Origin of the sequence: Citrobacter arsenatis (assembly GCF_004353845.1) — a bacterium.
Taxonomy (GTDB): domain Bacteria; phylum Pseudomonadota; class Gammaproteobacteria; order Enterobacterales; family Enterobacteriaceae; genus Citrobacter; species Citrobacter arsenatis.
In genome coordinates this window covers 1,052,663-1,070,454 of sequence record NZ_CP037864.1, presented here as the reverse complement: position 1 = coordinate 1,070,454, position 17,792 = coordinate 1,052,663, and the positions used below count along the sequence as shown (strand labels likewise).

15 protein-coding genes, 1 tRNA gene and 2 pseudogenes are annotated in these 17,792 nt (G+C 47.9%); 5 read left to right on the top strand and 13 right to left on the bottom strand.

The genetic code is table 11. The features are described from left to right. Positions 1–129: 129 nt before the first annotated feature. The 4 genes and pseudogenes from E1B03_RS06025 (at position 130) to E1B03_RS06015 (ending at position 1,447) form a co-directional block, all read left to right on the top strand. Positions 130–387 (top strand): YjhX family toxin, encoded by a 258-nt coding sequence (locus E1B03_RS06025; RefSeq protein WP_047057905.1) that lies wholly within the window; start codon positions 130–132, stop codon positions 385–387. Positions 388–398: 11 nt separating this feature from the next. Then, positions 399–946 (top strand): annotated as a pseudogene (locus E1B03_RS06020) (GNAT family N-acetyltransferase). Continuing rightward, a pseudogene (locus E1B03_RS26680) lies at positions 947–1,030 on the top strand (SAM-dependent methyltransferase); the annotation flags it as partial. Positions 1,031–1,234: 204 nt separating this feature from the next. Then, complete coding sequence (locus E1B03_RS06015; protein ID WP_281279707.1) at positions 1,235–1,447, top strand: zinc ribbon domain-containing protein; 213 nt, start codon at positions 1,235–1,237, stop codon at positions 1,445–1,447. Between the two features lie 52 nt (positions 1,448–1,499). Here the strand turns inward: E1B03_RS06015 and E1B03_RS06010 are convergent. The 11 genes from E1B03_RS06010 to proB all read right to left on the bottom strand — a co-directional run bounded on the left by E1B03_RS06010 (position 1,500) and on the right by proB (position 14,509). Next, a tRNA-Thr gene (locus E1B03_RS06010) sits at positions 1,500–1,575 on the bottom strand. 165 nt (positions 1,576–1,740) lie between these two features. Beyond that, positions 1,741–2,094 (bottom strand): methyltransferase family protein, encoded by a 354-nt coding sequence (locus E1B03_RS06005; protein ID WP_246044140.1) that lies wholly within the window; start codon positions 2,092–2,094, stop codon positions 1,741–1,743. 304 nt (positions 2,095–2,398) lie between these two features. Further along, positions 2,399–3,847: an EAL domain-containing protein gene (locus tag E1B03_RS06000; RefSeq protein ID WP_133085839.1), complete on the bottom strand. Its 1,449-nt coding sequence runs from the start codon at positions 3,845–3,847 to the stop codon at positions 2,399–2,401. A 518-nt stretch (positions 3,848–4,365) separates the two neighbouring features. Continuing rightward, the gene (locus E1B03_RS05995) at positions 4,366–5,061 is read right to left on the bottom strand and encodes a fimbrial biogenesis chaperone (RefSeq protein WP_103770978.1); all 696 of its coding nucleotides are present in this window, start codon (positions 5,059–5,061) and stop codon (positions 4,366–4,368) included. Continuing rightward, on the bottom strand, positions 5,058–6,665 hold the full coding sequence (locus E1B03_RS05990; RefSeq protein WP_103770977.1) for a fimbrial protein: 1,608 nt from the start codon (positions 6,663–6,665) through the stop codon (positions 5,058–5,060). Before E1B03_RS05990 ends, E1B03_RS05995 begins: the two co-directional genes overlap by 4 nt. Positions 6,666–6,675: 10 nt before the next feature. After that, positions 6,676–9,168, bottom strand: coding sequence for a CS1-pili formation C-terminal domain-containing protein (locus E1B03_RS05985; RefSeq protein ID WP_133085838.1), 2,493 nt, complete (start codon positions 9,166–9,168; stop codon positions 6,676–6,678). A gap of 58 nt (positions 9,169–9,226) precedes the next feature. Further along, entirely contained in the window at positions 9,227–9,904 is a 678-nt protein-coding gene (locus E1B03_RS05980) for an EcpB family pilus assembly chaperone (RefSeq protein ID WP_103770975.1), read from the bottom strand. 52 nt (positions 9,905–9,956) lie between these two features. Next, a complete protein-coding gene (ecpA, locus tag E1B03_RS05975; protein ID WP_003830835.1) occupies positions 9,957–10,544 on the bottom strand; it encodes a common pilus major fimbrillin subunit EcpA in 588 nt (195 codons plus the stop codon). Between the two features lie 597 nt (positions 10,545–11,141). After that, positions 11,142–11,861: a Crp/Fnr family transcriptional regulator gene (locus tag E1B03_RS05970; protein WP_103770974.1), complete on the bottom strand. Its 720-nt coding sequence runs from the start codon at positions 11,859–11,861 to the stop codon at positions 11,142–11,144. A gap of 279 nt (positions 11,862–12,140) precedes the next feature. Next, on the bottom strand, positions 12,141–13,394 hold the full coding sequence (proA, locus tag E1B03_RS05965) for a glutamate-5-semialdehyde dehydrogenase (protein ID WP_103770973.1): 1,254 nt from the start codon (positions 13,392–13,394) through the stop codon (positions 12,141–12,143). Between the two features lie 11 nt (positions 13,395–13,405). Then, positions 13,406–14,509 (bottom strand): glutamate 5-kinase, encoded by a 1,104-nt coding sequence (proB, locus tag E1B03_RS05960; protein ID WP_003031373.1) that lies wholly within the window; start codon positions 14,507–14,509, stop codon positions 13,406–13,408. Positions 14,510–14,798: 289 nt separating this feature from the next. Between proB and phoE the strand changes: the two genes are divergently transcribed. Then, positions 14,799–15,854: a phosphoporin PhoE gene (gene phoE / locus E1B03_RS05955; RefSeq protein ID WP_133085837.1), complete on the top strand. Its 1,056-nt coding sequence runs from the start codon at positions 14,799–14,801 to the stop codon at positions 15,852–15,854. Between the two features lie 179 nt (positions 15,855–16,033). Here phoE and crl read toward each other — a convergent pair whose 3' ends face one another. Further along, positions 16,034–16,435 carry a sigma factor-binding protein Crl gene (gene crl, locus E1B03_RS05950; RefSeq protein ID WP_103770971.1) on the bottom strand — a complete coding sequence of 134 codons (402 nt, stop codon included), beginning with the start codon at positions 16,433–16,435 and terminating at the stop codon, positions 16,034–16,036. A gap of 57 nt (positions 16,436–16,492) precedes the next feature. Beyond that, positions 16,493–17,737: an esterase FrsA gene (gene frsA / locus E1B03_RS05945; RefSeq protein WP_103770970.1), complete on the bottom strand. Its 1,245-nt coding sequence runs from the start codon at positions 17,735–17,737 to the stop codon at positions 16,493–16,495. Positions 17,738–17,792 lie beyond the last annotated feature (55 nt).

Sequence of the window (17,792 nt, the reverse complement as noted above, 5' to 3'; positions counted from 1 at the left end):
ATGTAATCATCCGATAATCAGCTTACCGACCTTTTCAGGCCGGACTGATTATCAATGCGCCGAAATCGAATGCGGACACCGCTGTGTGTTTGCACGTTTTGCACATGATGATTAAACAGGTTCTTCAGTATGAATTTATCCCGTCAGGAACAACGTACCTTACACGTTCTCGCCAAAGGTGGTCGAATCGCGCACGTCCGCGATGCATCAGGCCGCATCACCGCCGTTGAATGCTACACCCGCGAAGGGCTGTTGCTCACCGACTGCACCCTCGCCACCTTCAAAAAACTCAAAACCAAAAAACTGATCAAATCCGTCAACGGTCAGCCCTATCGGATCAATACCACCGGGCTGAACAACGTTCGTGCTCAGCTTGATAATCGCTAAGGAGAGTTTCTATGACAGCACACCAATTCACTTTTGATATCACAGACGAACGTGATGCCAGTGATATCCGGGAAGTCGAAACCCGCGCATTTGGCTTCAGCAAAGAAGCCGATTTAGCGGCGTCTTTACTTGAGGATGAAAGCGCGCGCCCTGCGTTATCGCTGCTGGCCCGACATGAAGGCAAAGCCGTCGGGCATATTTTATTTACCCGGGCCACATTCAAGGGCACAACGGATTCACCTCTGATGCATATCCTTGCCCCTCTGGCGGTTATACCGGAATACCAGGGGATGGGCGTGGGAGGACAGTTAATACGTACTGGCATAGAGCACCTGAGGTTGATGGGCTGCCAGACGGTTTTTGTTCTCGGCCATGCCACCTATTACCCAAAACATGGATTCGAACCCTGTGCCGAAGACAAAGGCTATCCAGCACCTTATCCCATTCCAGAGGATCACAAAGCCTGCTGGATGGTGCAATCGCTCACAGCTCAGCCAATTGATGTGACCGGCCAGATCCAGTGTGCTCAGGCCCTGATGAAACCGGAGCACTGGCGTGAATAGCGATTTTATTGAGGAATTCACTAATGGATATCCCACGTATTTTTACGATTAGCGAAAGCGAGCACCGCATTCATAAACCACTCGCCGAATAGAGTTCGCATTCATCACCAGGTAACAACGGGTTCCCGGTAATTCTGACTGGAGATACCGGGAGCGTCGTCTTTGCTTTGATCTGATGCATAGCCTGCACAACACACATTCAGTATATTTATTAATCAGAACGTCACTATAAGGAGCATCAAATGTCACAACATGAACAGTTCTGCCAGGCTTGCGGAATGCCGATGTCGGCACCCGATGCACAAGGTGTCAGCGATCGATATTGCGCTTACTGTAGCGACAGCAACGGCAATCTCAAGCCCTGGGAAGAGGCGGTATCAGGCCTGGCCAGCTTCCTCGATTCCTGGCAAAAAGTCGGCCCAGAAGAAGCACAAAAGCGGGCAAAACGTTATCTGACGGCAATGCCGGCCTGGGCGCATAAAGCGGACAGCGAATAACGCAGCCTGAGTGATTTGGACTGATTTCGGTAGACTAGGGAAGAGTTTGAAATGGTGCCGATAATAGGAGTCGAACCTACGACCTTCGCATTACGAATGCGCTGCTCTACCAACTGAGCTATATCGGCCCTGAAAAGGACATGTCCACGAATGTGAGCACGGGGTAGAAGGTTAAAACTAACCGGGCGATGCGTCAATGGCCTTGCGAATCAAACGCCTATTTTTGCATCATCCGGTTTTAATTACGCACGAATCGTGTCGTCACAGCAATGTTTGTCCGCGGTCGGATATTTCTATAACCAACGGCGAACACGCTGCTCATAGCGCTCCCATTCCTGTCCGAAATGTTTTCGCAGTTGTTCCTCTTCAAAATCAATATGCAATCTGGCAACCGCCAGCATAAACAGCGGTACAGCCACTACACCAGCCGGGCTACCGATGAACAGAGCAAAGGCCAACTGGAGTCCGCTCATACCAAGGTAGATCGGGTTGCGGCTCCAGGCGTAACATCCGCCGACAACAAGCGTGGTTGATTTCTCTGCATGTAGCGGGTTCAGGGTCGTGCGTTGCATCCGCATCTGCCATGCGGTATGCAGGATCACCGCCACGCTGACGCTGGCCAGCAGCACGCTGATTACGATATTCACCGCGCCGAATGTGAAACCCGGGCTCGCCGTCAACGCATCCGCGATGAGAAACAGCACTAATATGAGGGGCGGCGGGAGCCAGAATCTTAATTTTTGCAGGAAATGACGCATGGCGACGGACTAACCTCGGAACCGGTTTGAGTAACGCAGATACCGCTATAAATACCCTGTAAAAGACGCATATACAAACGATGCTTCATTCACAACAGAGTATCGCCTTCACAAGACAGATAGGATCTGTAGTACTAATCCCTGCTGAAATACCGGCATCAGAGGCATCCGCCCCTGATGTTCCCGACAGGTTTTACGCTGAAAAAGTTGAATCAGACGCTGATTCAAACAGACCATCAGACTGCTTGTAAAAACGCATAAAATCATCAAACATCACTGGCGGTAGAAATTGATACCCCTGCAGATAGTCAACCTTATTGTTTCCCAGCCATTGTTGCTGATAATCATATTCAACGCCCTCCGCTACCATACGTAATCCCAGGAGTCCCGAAAGGTGAATAATTGACTCCAGCATAGGGATATGTTGATCAACCTCTTTAATTGCCTTAATGAAGGTTTTATCAATTTTTATTGCATCCAGGTCTAACTCATTGAGATAGCAGAGATTAGCGTACCCAGTTCCGAAATCGTCCAAAGCAAACAATACACCTTTATTTCGTAATGAGCGAATAAGTTCTTTGATTGCAGGAGTGATCGTGAACGTCTGGTTCTCCGTTATTTCTATCATCAGTTTTATCGGTAGCTTTTGCGTTATCTCCATAAAATTAAGACATTCCCAATAAAATACGGGATTACTGAGACCTGACGGGCTAACATTAAATGAAACGAACAGGGTTTTATTAACATTCGCGCCTCCGGAGACAAAATTACGCGCCACAGTGGTCATTAAATAGCTGGTTAGCTCATTAATCAAGCCACTTTTCTCAGCCAATGGAATAAACTCGCGCTGAGATATAGCGTAGTTATGTCCCTGCGGCCAACGAGCTAAGACCTCAACACCACAAACGTCGCCCCTGATGTTCACGATAGGTTGAAAATAAGGAATGATCTCTTCATTCCTTATTGCCATACTCAGCCGACTGGTATCTGAAACATCATATGCTTCACTATAAATGACATCCCCAATTATATTATTATTGATTACACAACCTTCACTCAATAAATTATTACGGGTTAAAAAAATAACAGTTTCATTAAAGTTAGAAAAACCGAGTCGCGAGGTAATTTTATCCCGATAGCGATATACTGATTTAATTGTTAAAGAGTTAGCAATACAGAAATCATGCAATTTTTCTTTTGTGAATGATGAATACAGCATTTCTTCTTCAAATTCAGTCAAGTTAAAAGTAAACATCGGTGAGTCTTTCGTGACCTCAACAACTTTGTCAGGAGCCAACAAGCTTTCTTTTAACTGAGCGATCAACTGCTCCGACAACTCCCCTCCATTGATAAAGGAATATTCTTCATATCCCCGATTAACAGACAGAGTTTCACACATCCGCAAAACAATACAGTGTATGTTGATAAACTGCGAACTGTTTCTTTGAAGCCACTTTCTGACCAATAATAATGGCAACCGGTTATCGATCACCAGCAAGCAGGATGGATATTGCGGCATAACTGACTGCGTGCCAGAAATAAATGTCCGGGCATCGATCAATACAAGATTTGGTAGCCATGCTTTTATTCCTGAGAAGAGGAAAGTATCATAACTGAGCAGAAAAATTTTTTTCGTATTCATAGTTATCACCAACTTAAATTTATGGCATAGCAGGTCCCTCGCTTTATGCACGAGAGAATATACAACACCTTCGACCTCCAATAATCACAAGGCGGTTCGTGATATAACTTTGTCCATAAGTCATATCACGTAAATTCAGAATTTATAATCACGATCATCCATATGAGTATTCCTATTAAATCGTAAGTTCCATTTAAATATTGAAAAAGAAAAGATCCCATTTCTTAATCAGTACAAATCCTTTTACTCACTTTCACTTCATTACAAAACAAAAAACTATAAATACAAAACTTACAAAACATATAACTACAACGACCAGCAGAATAACATATTACCGTAGTTTATGCTGACCGACAAACCATGAAGAGATGCCATAGACCTACTATCTCATTAACATTTGCAGCAACATGCCCGAAGTTTTGTTTCATCGACTCTAAACTTATTGCTACATTTTATATAGCTAGTGATGGCACAGATTCAATATATAGTCTGGGCATATCGGCTCAGACTCAATACCTCTAATGATTAAGCTTGGCGCATCCCTGGCCCACGGGGAGATATTTCTGCAACGCCACGATAAATTTCCGGTTTTTTGTATTCAGCTCACGACTATGCCAGGTTTCACCCGGTAACACATAACGCATGGTGGCTTCATCATCAGTTGAGTGACACCCCTGATGTACGATGATTTTGAAAAAAGTATTCCCTGTGTTTTTTAACGTCCCGTTTATCTCATCAATGGTGTAGGCCAGGTTCATTTTCCTTGGACGAACAACCAATATGGTGTCCATAGCGATCACCGGGAGAGCCTGCCCTCCTTTCCCTTGGTTACGCTCGGTGAATAACGTTATCGGCATTTCACGAAAAAGTATTCGGTAATAACGTTCTTTATCATCCTGCGGGCCACGGTAGAAAATCTTAAAAAACTCACTTGCCTGCGGTGCCAGTGAAAAACTCAGCGGAGTAAACAAAAGTTCGCCTTCGGCAATAGCACTCCTGTTTTCACCTCCCGGTCCCGGTTTATCTATTTTAACTGCGCTAATACTGTACACGTTCTGTTTCTGGCTATCGTTATAGATCCGTTTACTGATAAATGATTTATCCGATGGCATCTCATAAATAGTCGACTCCAGATAGACGGCCTGTGCGGAGAACACCGTCAGCCCGGAAAGCAAGACCAATATCCATCTTAGCGCCAAACGGCAGTGGCTCATGGCGTCACTCCCACCCAGTTCGCCGTCACTTTGATCTCTCCGCTGGCACTGACAACACCTTCCCAATCCGCACCAGAAACGGTTAACATCGAACGCGAATCATTCATTGGGAAAAGCAATTTTAAATCAGTCGCAAAGTAGCTTCCATCATCTGTATTATTTGCGTCCCAGGGCGTCTGTTGCCATTGCGCATCTCTCATGCTGATTGCCGCTTCACTACAGCTATTTCGTTTTTGCACCACGCCCCCCGACTCACTGTTGTATTGCAGAAAGGCGGGAATTGGGACGGACAGCCCGCCTTGCGCAGACGTAAACAGGCAGTAAGGCACATTATTTATCGTCGTACTGTCCCCAATAACCTGGGCGGTAATGCTATCAGCCTGACGAGGTCCCGAGACCGTCACGGTGTAATCCATTTCAATCGGAGCGGTCTCGCCAATTGTGCCGCTGCCGCTTGCCGAGGTGCTGTTATCCGATGAGATAATACTGATCCCATATTCCTTTGGCACAATATTGAGCTGTAGTGAAGGGGTAAACTGGTAATACCCCGACTCTGGCGTCACGCTATTCGTAAAAGCAAATGTAAATGGTTGGCTGTTGGTGATACTGACGCCACTGTCCACCATATTTTTCAGGAATGTTTTCGACAAAAAAACATAGACATACTCGCCACCATTACTAAAAACATTATAATAAATCGACGTCGAGCTAAAGTTAGTCCAGGATTGACCATCACCAGAATATTTAATTGTGGCAGCTGCCGGTGTAAAACCGAGCAAACCGCTATCCGCATACATGCGAATACGTAGTGAAGCCGTCAGGTTGCTGGTTTGATTTAAATTGTATGAAATCATCTTACAGATAACGCCATCTTCACGACTGACCACACCCAGCTCACAATAACCACTGTCTTTAGTGATGCTCGGCGTACCATCACTGGCAACCCATAACTCCTGAAATGCATTGGTAGAAACCAAAGACAAATGACCTATTTTATTTAATGTATAAGGTCTGATGTACCAATTACCGCTGCTCTGGTCTTTACAACGCTGTCCAGCCGCATAATCATAGTCAATCGTGGTTCGACAAAAATTAAGGTTATATGTCTCTGCGCTTCCGACCGACATATTGCGAAAGTATTCATACGCCGAGTCTGTCAGCGATGCAAAACCATAATATCCACCGGCTATCCCGGATCCGGTTGCTTTGGTGTGATAAAAACCAAATTGATCGGTTAGCTCGGCAGCAATGTAGCCAGATGCAGGGCAATTAGCACCAGTGGTGCAACGAATCCCCCGGAATGGTTCACTGATTGGCGAATTATCAATCCACATATCCTTATAATATGAGGTATTGGCCACCCAGCCAACGATACCTATGTATCCCAGGCTATCCTGATCGTTTCCATATTTCACCCAGGTGTTCGAGCCGCTAATGCGGGGATCGAGAGAGGAAGGTGTAATAAAGTATTCGTTATCAACATTGTTTTCTATAAACAAATAATTGTTATTGACCGCTGCCTGAGTGGATGCCGAGAGCGCCCAGGCAGATGGGGATAACACGGCAAAGGCACACCCAAAAATAAGAGATAGAGATTTATTCATTATTCATACCTTATCGTTGTGCCATCGTGGTTTGCGTTGCACATTTCACATCGCCAACCCACGCCGCGCCGCGTGCTTTTTCCAGATCCAGATCGGCTTCACATACCCCGCCATTGGCAGAAATTAACGTAATAACCGGATACTTTTTATCAATATCGATAGCAAACTCACCTTTTGCATCCGTACGCGTTTTACCAATGTGGTTATGGATATCGGTATTTGCAGCCAACTGCCCATCAGGGTAGCGAATACGGCCAAACACGGTGACCATGCTTTTCACTTCAGGGTTAATAACGCCAACGTTGCCCGGATAAAGCGTCAGCTCCTGTTTGCGCCCTGAAACAATATCGAAGCTGTCTTCAGAATTTTTATCATTAAGGATCTCCAGCTTGTACTGAGCATAAGGCGGCAACGCAATAAAATTTGATTTACCGCTGAGCAGATAATTGCGGTTATTAATCTTCGCAGCCAGTTTCCCCTCGCCGGTCAAATCTGTTTTTACAATAACGCCAGAACGCTGCCTCTCTTTACTCAGACCGAAGTCTTTACCTGCCCATGCCAAAGAGCCTTGAGAAGAAAAGTTCATATTGGTGGAGTTATCAGCAGAACGTGTTACCGATACGGTGCCAGCGTTATATTTCGTGTCATAACTCAAATTGCCGTTTACCGAATAATTATTGTCGTAATGCTGTTCACCGCTCAGACGCGTTGATGCCGATAATCCGACCGATTTAATCGGTCCTTCAGCATACTGTTTTCGTGCGCTGAGGTTACCCTGGGTGCTGCCATAGCGATCTCGGGAGACGCCCATGCTCAACCAGGTCGCCAACGGCAGCGATAAGTCCAGACTGACATAACGTTCCTGGCGCCCATCATCATTTCGGTTGTTGTAGTAATAACGCTGAATTCCTGCACGCAACCCAATCGTGGCATACCTTCCCGAATAGAGAGTCGTGTTGTAATCCAGATTACGGTATTTATTGCCTGAGTAACGATTCTCCGTCTGACTAACGGTGAGCGAACCACCATGAGGAATAAACTTTCCGAGATTTAGGGTTCCACCAATAGAATAGTTGTCACGCTCCTGCATGGGCAGACGATCGCCTATTTTACTGTCTTCACGAGATGCCCAAAGGGAACCGTATCCCTCAGGTATATTAAGGTTGATGTTACTGATGTTTCGCCATGACGAATCATTCGCCACCAGCGTCTGATTGCCAATACTGACGTATTCATTCACATTCAGCGTGACATCCGTTTCATTAACCGCATTGTTGTCAAAACCGTAGAGCGTCGATTTCAGACCCAGCTCCGACAATACCGCCAGCGTAACCGATGCAGCCCCTCCGGCAATCCAGGTTTGCTCATTACCCAAATCCCGATAGTGGTTACGCTTATAGCTCACCCGATCATAATCCAGCGATCCACCAAAAAACTGCCATGAGAGCTGATGAATGCCGGCAGCCTGTTGGCGAGCAAAGATCTTATTAACCCGGCTGACACGACTATTAATTGTTCGACCATTGACCACGATATCTACCGTGACGTCGTAAACACCATACGGAAAGCGACTGGTATCAATTTCATAGCTGCCCATATTAAAGTTCTGCACGCTGAGCAACCGCCCATCACGGAACACATGAACCTCGCCAGCGGCTGGCAAAAATACGGTGATCGGCGTAAGCGAAAGCGCGGTATTCTCAACAACCGTACTTCCTTTGTTCCCATAACTCACACCGTAAATTTTCCCGCCATTCAGCGCATTCAGGCTGGCAATTGACTGGACATTCCAGGTATCAAGCATCCCTAGCGCCAGGCGATATCCTTCATAATCGCGCTCATACATCGCACGATAGAGTTTGCTGGTGCCATTGCTGTCGCCTATGCCGTAAAACGAACCGTTAATATTAACGTGGTGCTCCCGCAGCGATGTTGTATTGTCCATCGTCAGGTAGCTGCGGGTGCTGCTGCCGTTACGGTAATCGTTATAGTAGGTACCAAAGTTATAGTTCAGGACGTTAGACAGAGTCCCCACGCTGGAAGGTCCAAGCAGACTGCTGCGTGCGACAATCGCTTCAGTTAACGCGTCTTTGCTGACGATCATCTCCAGGTGAAAGGAAGAGACATTAAGTTGCAGTCGAGCATCATCTGACAGTTCAATGTTCGTATTGTCATGAAATTTCACATCACGAATCTTTTCCACCATCGCGCGGGTTTTCTCCGATAGCACCGCATTATTGGGCAACTCGGCAAGAGTCAGAGCTTTAACTGTAATATTGCCATCAACAAGCGAAATCACCGCATCGGCTACTTTTTGCTGACTTTTCTCGTCAGTCTCGTTGTAACGGATATAAACCGGCACCGTCATTCCCTGCTCCAGTGAACGGGCAAAAGCGCTGGGAATAACGTAATTACCCACTTTTACTGGGGCTGCATGTGAAGTTCCTGGTGTCAGCGCAAGAAAAAGACAAATGCTACCGCCGACAATATATGTTGTTGTCATATGCATCCTTACAATCCGGTATTTTTATTTATCCCGTACAGATGGCTGCTATTGACCATCACTTCACTGTAATAAACTGCTTACCGTGCCAGATCCCGATGCGTGAGCGGCTATTACTAATGTCGGTGAACTGCAGTTTTATTTTTGTGCCTGGCATAATGTAATAACGCTCACGACAGCCCCGTCCCTGATCGCGAGCCTTATCTTTGCAAGCGCCATAGGCGATTACTCGAAATGAAACATTGCCAGTATTGCTAATAACATCGCCATTGCGGCTATATGCAAAACGTTCTTTTCGCGGCGCAACGACTAAAATCGTGCCAATTTCTGCTGACGCTGTCGCAACAGCCAATTTATTGGCCCGGGTTTCCGCACTCTCGGTGACCGGCTCATCTATCCATTGCAGGCGATAATAACGCTCGACATCATCCACAGGCCCTTTATAAAAGAAGCGAAAAACATCCTTTGCCTGACCAGGAAGAATCAGATTGGCTGGCGTAGAAAGTAATTCCCCGGAGTTAACGGGTTTTATTTCGACTCCGCCCGCTAAAGGTGATGACAGTTGTTTTACCGATACGCTGACATAACGTGCCGAATCTGTCGTATTGGTAATTTCTTTCGATAATGAACTCTCAGCAGAAGTCATTATCGACGTGATATCACCGACGTTAATTGCCCAGCTGGAAAAAGATATTACCAACCCTACCAACATTGCTGCCGGTAAATATTTATTCATGACACCATTCCTGATAAATTCGGGAGAACTTCTCCTCCCGAATTTTTATTTCTTAGGCGGACGGAGTCGTCCAGGTTGCATTGAACTGTACTTTTACATCACCAGTCCAATAGCCGTCTGGCAGTGCGGAGTAATCCGTTACCGGCGTACTACCATCAGAAGTCGCAGACGCAATGGTGAATTTGAAGTTGGATTGATCGCTGACGCGATCAGCACCGTTGTAAGCACCATCAGCCATCAAACTTTCAAGACCAGAAGTCGAACTGGAATTTACCAGGACAGTATCTGATGAATTAGTCAACGCGGTGCCATTCCATGCCACTCCTACGTTCAGGGTGGAAGCATCGCCACTGGCGTTGGTCAGAGTATTGCTAATAATCTGAGCGGTCAGTTCAAAATCAGTTGCCGTTTCCTGGCCCTGAATAGTCACATCAAACGCGCCATCCTGGGAGTTGAAACCATTCAGACCTTCCGCATACTGGAAGGTCAAAGAGTTCAGCGGAGTGACAACCAACATGCTGGTGGTATCTTTTGTTGCCGTCGCGTCCCACGAGGCCGTTGCAGAAGCAGTGACATCTGCCATTGCATTTGCCGCAACAAATACAGAAGCCAGAGAGGTCACTAATAATAATTTTTTCATTTTTATCTTCTCCTAAGAACAAACTCACCACCGAGTCTTATTATTAAGTCACTCCAGCGGTTCCATTAATTGCGAGCCAGAATTGCCGCGCCCAAAAATTATCATTTGAATTAAGTAACATCTCAACAAACCCTGAAACGCAAAAATTACAAAACAACTAAGAATTTTCCCACACAGACGGCAATCTAAGAAGTTTCCTAAGTTTAATTTACTTAAAATACATCCAGACCCAGAATTATTCTCCAAACAAATTGAACAAACCGAACAATTCATCTTTTTTATGTTTTTGATAAATATCAAAAAGATCATACAAATAGGATAGAAGCAAAACCCTTACAAAACATAAAGATAATTAACACTTCCATATTTTCTCTATAATGCTTATTATTTGTTGCAATTATGCTAAATTTTTAACATTACAAGAAAATTCTCATGACATATCCATTTGCAAGGGAATATTCTGATAAAAAAAACATTTACCTACTGAAACTACATCCTAATTGATAATTATTTGACAAAAATAAAACCAGGAATTTTCCATATAAAATGAATATTCCTGGTTTATCAGGGGAGAAATGATTCTTGTTAAGGAGAAAATTAGATAAACCGTTTTAAACCAAGATAACTATTAATTGTTACGGTACGCACCCTATGGAGGGTAATCAAATTCTGTTGTTCGAGTGATTTTAATGCGCGGGAGACGGTTTCAATTTTAAGGTCGAGATAACTGGCAATTTCTTCGCGAGAGAATGGCAATCGAAGCGTCGTTTCTGGTCTGCCAATCCGTAAATGCATTTCGTAAAACTCTACCAGGAAGGCCGCGATTCTGGCCTCAGCGTGTTTATTCGCGTAGCGCCGTAGTTTTTCAACAATGAATCCATTGTCTCTACAGAGAAACTTGATGACTGCCGCAGCAACAGCAGGCTCCTTTTCTGCCACCATGAACAACCGCGCAATATCAATGTGACAGACCTCTGCAGCCGTTGCGGCCTGGATAGTTGTCAGATACTTTCCTCCTTCGACGGCATCCAGCGCCATGATATCTCCCGGAACATAAAAGCGGCTGATAAAAACGTTATCGCCACTTGCCACGCTGGCCTTGCAGTATCCTTCATGAATAACAAAAAGCATGCCCGCAGCTTCATCCTGCCGGGCGAGGACCTCCCCTGCTTTAAACCTTTTTCTTTTGTCTATTAATCGGTGTTTATTATCACGATCAATTGCCGATCCTTTTGGGCACAGCGAACAATGGCGGGGAGGAAACGGGTTGCCGAGCGGCATAATAGGAATGCTTAGTTTGTGAATGTCCGATTTCACGCAACAACTCCCTCATAAAAATGAGACTGATTCTAATAGATCGGACCATGGAAACAATACGTGCATCGCAGACCAGGAAAATTCATGCTGCCAGGGAAAATTCTGTGATACGTCGGCTTTCTGACGCGAAGGGGATCATAGGTAAAAATCAGATTAATGCGGACGATGATAAAACGCAGAATGGAACATAAATACGGATCAGGAGAGAAAAGGTAAAACTAACCGGGTGATGCATTAACCTTGCGAATCAACGCCTGCTTTTGCATCACCCGGTTTCAATTATGCACGTATCGTGTCGTCGCCGAAGCCAACCCACTTGTATGTGGTCAACGCTTCCAGTCCCATCGGGCCGCGCGCGTGCAGTTTTTGCGTACTCACCGCCACTTCAGCACCCAGCCCGAACTGACCGCCATCGGTAAAACGAGTAGAGGCGTTAACGTATACGGCAGAAGAGTCCACTTCATTCACGAAGCGATCGGCGTTACGCAGGGTGCGCGTCAGGATCGCATCAGAATGCTGGGTACCATGCTCGCGAATGTGGGCGATAGCATCGTCGAGGTCAGTAACGACTTTCACGTTCAGATCCAACGACAGAAACTCGTCGTCATACTCTTCGGCTTTCACCGCAACTACGTTAGCGGGTCCTGCCTGTAATGTGCCCAGCGCCGTGTCGTCGGCGTGCAGCGTAACACCGCTATCCGCCATTTGTAGGCTTAACGCCGGCAGGAAACGCTCAGCGATATCCTGATGCACCAGCAGGGTTTCTACGGTGTTACAGGTGCTCGGACGCTGGGTTTTAGCGTTGACGATAATCTTCAGCGCCGGAGCTATCTCAGCAGTATCATCAACATAGATATGACAAACGCCAATGCCGCCGGTGATAACCGGGATCGTCGACTGCTCACGGCACAACTTATGCAGACCCGCACCACCGCGTGGGATCAGCATATCGATGTACTTATCCATACGCAGCATTTCAGCGACCAGCGCGCGATCCGGGTTATCAATCGACTGCACGGCGGCGGCGGGTAAACCGCAGGCCTCCAGCGCCTTTTGGATCACTGCTACGGTCGCGGCATTGGTCCGGTACGTCTCTTTCCCACCGCGCAGAATTGCCGCATTACCGGTTTTCAGGCACAGGGAGGCAACGTCAACGGTGACGTTTGGGCGCGCTTCATAAATCACGCCAATCACGCCCAGCGGGACGCGACGACGCTCCAGACGCAGGCCGCTATCGAGCAGTCCCCCGTCAATAACCTGCCCGACCGGATCGGCGAGATTACAGACCTGGCGCACATCGTCAGCAATCGCTTTCAGACGCGCCGGGGTCAGCGCCAGGCGGTCAAGCATCGCTTCGCTCAGGCCGTTGGCCCGCGCCTGCTCAACATCTTGTGCGTTCGCGCTGAGGATGCTTTCCGTTTGTGCTTCCAGCTCATCAGCAATCGTTTCCAGTACGCGGTTTTTTTCACGACTGGAGAGCAGCGCCAGCTTGTATGACGCGGCTTTGGCAGCAATGCCCATTTGTTCCAGCATATGCCTGTTCCTTAACGGGTGATCATGTCGTCGCGATGGACAGCAACCGGGCCGTATTCATAGCCCAGAATGGTGTCGATCTGTTGTGAGTGGTGCCCGGCAATACGGCGCAGCGCGTCGCTGTTATAGCGGGTTACGCCGTGGGCAATATCGCGCCCTTCGAGATTGCAGATACGGATCACTTCACCACGAGAGAAGTTGCCTGTCACGCTTTTAATGCCTTTTGGCAGTAATGAGCTGCCGCGTTCCAGAATCGCTGCGGTCGCGCCCTCATCGACGGTAATTTCTCCGGCCGGCGGAGCGCCAAAGATCCAGCGTTTACGGTTCTCCAGCGGAGAGGCCTGAGCATGAAAACGCGTCCCAACGGAAACGCCTTCCATCACGTCGCCAATCACGCCTGGCTTGCTGCCTGCGGCAATAATGGTGTCGATCCCGGCGCGGCACGCGACATCTGCGGCCTGCAGTTTTGTGCCCATGCCGCCGGTTCCCAGACCTGAGACGCTATCCCCGGCAATGGCGCGCAGCGCATCATCAATACCGTGAACGTCTTTGATCAGCTCAGCCTGCGGGTTAGTGCGCGGATCGGCGGTGAACAGCCCCTGCTGATCGGTCAGCAGCAGCAGCTTATCGGCCCCGGCCAGAATCGCTGCCAGCGCCGAAAGGTTGTCGTTATCGCCGACTTTAATTTCGGCGGTCGCCACAGCGTCGTTCTCATTAATGACAGGAACGATGTTGTTATCCAGCAGCGCGCGGAGCGTATCGCGGGCGTTAAGAAAACGCTCTCGGTCTTCCATATCCGCACGCGTCAGCAGCATCTGCCCGATATGAATTCCGTAAATTGAGAACAGCTGTTCCCACAGTTGAATCAATCGGCTCTGCCCTACCGCCGCCAACAGCTGTTTCGAGGCTATCGTTGCCGGAAGCTCTGGATAACCAAGATGCTCACGTCCGGCGGCAATCGCGCCCGAGGTAACGATAACAATACGATGCCCTGCGGCATGGAGCTGCGCGCACTGGCGAACCAGTTCTACGATGTGGGCGCGGTTCAGGCGGCGCGATCCGCCTGTTAACACACTGGTGCCAAGTTTTACCACCAGCGTCTGGCTGTCACTCATGATTCTCTGCCATTCAAAATTGGGGAAAATGATATCAAACGAACGTTTTAGCAGGACTGGCCCCGGTTGCCAACAACCAGCGCACAAAGCATGAAATTTTATTGCGCAGGATCAGCAAGCGTAGCGGCAGACTTTGACGCATTTATTACAGAAACAAAAAAACACCCTTTTTTAAAAAAATTCTTACTTTGTCATAAAACGTTCATTCCCGGACGTTAAAAACCCTCCTGTCTTTTAACGGGGATCACACCCAGTGAATATTAGCGCGTACTTTTAATCAGGAATGAAAATGAAAAAGAGCACTCTGGCATTAGTGGTGATGGGGATTGTTGCGTCGGCATCCGTACAGGCTGCGGAAGTGTATAACAAGAACGGCAATAAGCTGGACCTGTACGGCAAAGTAAAAGCCATGCATTACATGACGGATTATGACAGCAAAGACGGCGACCAAAGCTATATCCGTTTAGGATTTAAAGGCGAAACGCAAATTAACGATCAACTGACCGGCTATGGTCGCTGGGAAGCTGAATTCGCCGGCAATAAAGCTGAAAGCGATTCTAACCAACAAAAAACTCGTTTGGCCTTCGCGGGTGTGAAATTAAAAGATGTTGGCTCTTTTGATTATGGCCGTAACCTGGGGGCGCTGTACGACGTGGAAGCATGGACCGATATGTTCCCGGAATTCGGCGGCGATTCCTCCGCACAGACCGATAACTTTATGACCAAACGCGCCAGCGGTCTGGCGACCTACCGTAACACCGACTTCTTCGGCGTTGTGGATGGACTGGATCTGACCCTGCAATATCAGGGTAAAAACCAGGACCGTGATGTGAAAAAACAGAACGGCGACGGTTTTGGTACTTCCGTTACCTATGACTTTGGCGGCAGCGATTTCGCGGTGAGCGGTGCTTATACCAACTCCGATCGTACCAACCAGCAGAATCTGCAAACTCGCGGTACAGGCGATAAAGCAGAAGCCTGGGCGACCGGCTTAAAATATGATGCGAACGATATTTATATTGCAACGTTCTATTCTGAAACGCGCAATATGACGCCAATCTCCGGTGGCTTTGCCAATAAAACGCAGAACTTCGAAGCGGTCGTTCAGTACCAGTTTGACTTTGGTCTGCGTCCGTCACTGGGTTATGTGCTGTCAAAAGGGAAAGATATTGAAGGCGTAGGCAATGAAGATTTGGTGAATTATATCGACGTGGGTGCAACGTACTATTTCAACAAAAATATGTCCGCGTTTGTCGATTATAAAATCAACCAGCTCGATAGCGATAATAAGCTGGGCATCAATGATGATGATATCGTCGCGGTGGGTATGGTCTACCAGTTCTGATTATACCTGTCATATTTCAAGCTGCATGTGCGTTGGCTTTACTCGCTCACCCCTTCGTGGCCAGCGCAAGCGCTGTTCAAAACGGCCGGGCCGTTTTGTCCTGCAACTCGAATTATTTAGGGTATAGCATAAAAAAATGCCGGATGGGGTTGCGCCGCCATCCGGCATTTTACTGTTCATTATGCCGTTAATTTAACTGGTTCATCGTTAAAATTGTCAGCAGGCTCCAGCGCCAGATTCAGCGACGTCAACAACCCGCGTAATTTTTCATGAAACTCACGTAAGGTGTACTCCAGTCGCTCTACCACTTCAGTCTCTTTCACCGGCACCGCCGTCCAGTTCCCGTCTTTATCAAACAAGCCAAACTGGTAGCTGTACGTGAAGCGTTTTTCCTCCGCCTCCAGTTCCATCCACCAGCCCCAAAACTCGCGTTTCTCAGGGGCGGGTTTCACGTTGACGCAAACAGCCAGACAATCGAAAAAAAAACGATTATCTTCGCACTGCCCTTCACGGATGTACGGGCCAAGCGCGGTGAATTTCTTGATCAATCTACTTTTCGGATGCCCACTCGGTAACGTCATTACGATCTCCTTAGGTGAAGCACCTGTTTTACCAAATCGATAAAATTTAGCAAACTTTTAACACAATCTCTGATTGATCCAACCGGTTATTTCCTGCAGCCCTTTGTCAAAATTGCGATACACCGGATTGAATGGAATCTCCAGCAGCTTACCGTCAGAAGATGAAGATGTGATTAAACGCGACTCCTCTTCCGGACTAAACGGATCGTTTTTCCAGAACCCCGACAACATTGGCGTCGGGCAGCGTCGGCCCAGCAGCCCCTGCACTTTTAATGAATAGCGATTCAGCTCAACGCGTAGCGCTTCATCGGATGCATCGTGCATTCCCAGACGACTGGCCAAAACGTCAAGATACATTTCCGGGACGCTCGCCTGACGTTGTGGATCGCTAAGTAGCGCATGCACCACCGGTCCAAGACAAGCCACCGCCTTCAGACGTGATGATTCCAGATACGCCAGCCGCACCGCCACGTTAGCGCCAAAGCGGAAACCGAAGGCCGCCACGCGAGTGTGATCCACCCATGGAATATTCGGCAGCGCTTTTAATACGTGCTGGTGCAACAGGCTGGAATCCTGGGTCAGTTTCCATTTTGATGAGAACCCGACCGACGGCATATCCAGCGTCAGCATTGCAATACCGCGCGGGGCAAAGTAACGCTCATACAGGCTGTAATAATCGGTTTGCATCGAATCGAGACCACCGCACATCAGCACCGTCGGGAACGGACCGTCGCCTTTTGGCATATGCAGAAAGCCGGTGATCGGCGCACCGCCGGTAACGGCAAATTCCATCTCACGCAGCGAGCCAGGTAGACGCTGTGCGGCCTCTTCATAGGCGCGATTGGCCAAAGCCTGTGCTTGTTCTGCCAGTTCATCGCCTTTCAGATGTGGGTAAGCCGCAATGTTGTACAGCGTAGACGCATGCAGCCAGTGGCGTCCGCTAACCTGCGGATCTTCCTCCATAGACGCTTTCTGTTGCCAGTCCATCGCCTGCTTCGCCCACTCGTAGATCCAGTTTCCGCCACGATAGCCGATGACCGTGTCATAAAGTTCTTTATCCGTGCGTTCGGCTTCGCTCATGACGATACGGGCCTGCACTTCGAGGATTTCACGCGGATCGACGCCGCGCCAGATCCACATCAGGCGATTCACCATGCGATACCAGTGTGGAACAGTTTTGCCATCCAGGGCGGATTGTACGGACGGCTGCGCGCCGTGATTAAAACGACGAACCAGTGTTGACGTTTCAGGGTGTTTGAAGCGGGGTTTAAACAGGACTTCGCTGAGGTTAGCCTGTGACATGATTGCAGCCTCCATGAGTACTCACTAAGGCATAGTGTAACCTGACACAGCGCAA

Bases quoted from the DNA above. Each gene is read 5' to 3' on its own strand.
- E1B03_RS06025 (WP_047057905.1), top strand. From the start codon at position 130: ATGAATTTATCCCGTCAGGAACAACGTACCTTACACGTTCTCGCCAAA.
- E1B03_RS06015 (WP_281279707.1), top strand. From the start codon at position 1,235: ATGTCGGCACCCGATGCACAAGGTGTCAGCGATCGATATTGCGCTTAC.
- E1B03_RS06000 (WP_133085839.1), bottom strand. From the start codon at position 3,847: ATGAATACGAAAAAAATTTTTCTGCTCAGTTATGATACTTTCCTCTTC.
- E1B03_RS05995 (WP_103770978.1), bottom strand. From the start codon at position 5,061: ATGAGCCACTGCCGTTTGGCGCTAAGATGGATATTGGTCTTGCTTTCC.
- E1B03_RS05990 (WP_103770977.1), bottom strand. From the start codon at position 6,665: ATGAATAAATCTCTATCTCTTATTTTTGGGTGTGCCTTTGCCGTGTTA.
- E1B03_RS05985 (WP_133085838.1), bottom strand. From the start codon at position 9,168: ATGACAACAACATATATTGTCGGCGGTAGCATTTGTCTTTTTCTTGCG.
- E1B03_RS05980 (WP_103770975.1), bottom strand. From the start codon at position 9,904: ATGAATAAATATTTACCGGCAGCAATGTTGGTAGGGTTGGTAATATCT.
- ecpA (WP_003830835.1), bottom strand. From the start codon at position 10,544: ATGAAAAAATTATTATTAGTGACCTCTCTGGCTTCTGTATTTGTTGCG.
- proA (WP_103770973.1), bottom strand. From the start codon at position 13,394: ATGCTGGAACAAATGGGCATTGCTGCCAAAGCCGCGTCATACAAGCTG.
- proB (WP_003031373.1), bottom strand. From the start codon at position 14,509: ATGAGTGACAGCCAGACGCTGGTGGTAAAACTTGGCACCAGTGTGTTA.
- phoE (WP_133085837.1), top strand. From the start codon at position 14,799: ATGAAAAAGAGCACTCTGGCATTAGTGGTGATGGGGATTGTTGCGTCG.
- crl (WP_103770971.1), bottom strand. From the start codon at position 16,435: ATGACGTTACCGAGTGGGCATCCGAAAAGTAGATTGATCAAGAAATTC.
- frsA (WP_103770970.1), bottom strand. From the start codon at position 17,737: ATGTCACAGGCTAACCTCAGCGAAGTCCTGTTTAAACCCCGCTTCAAA.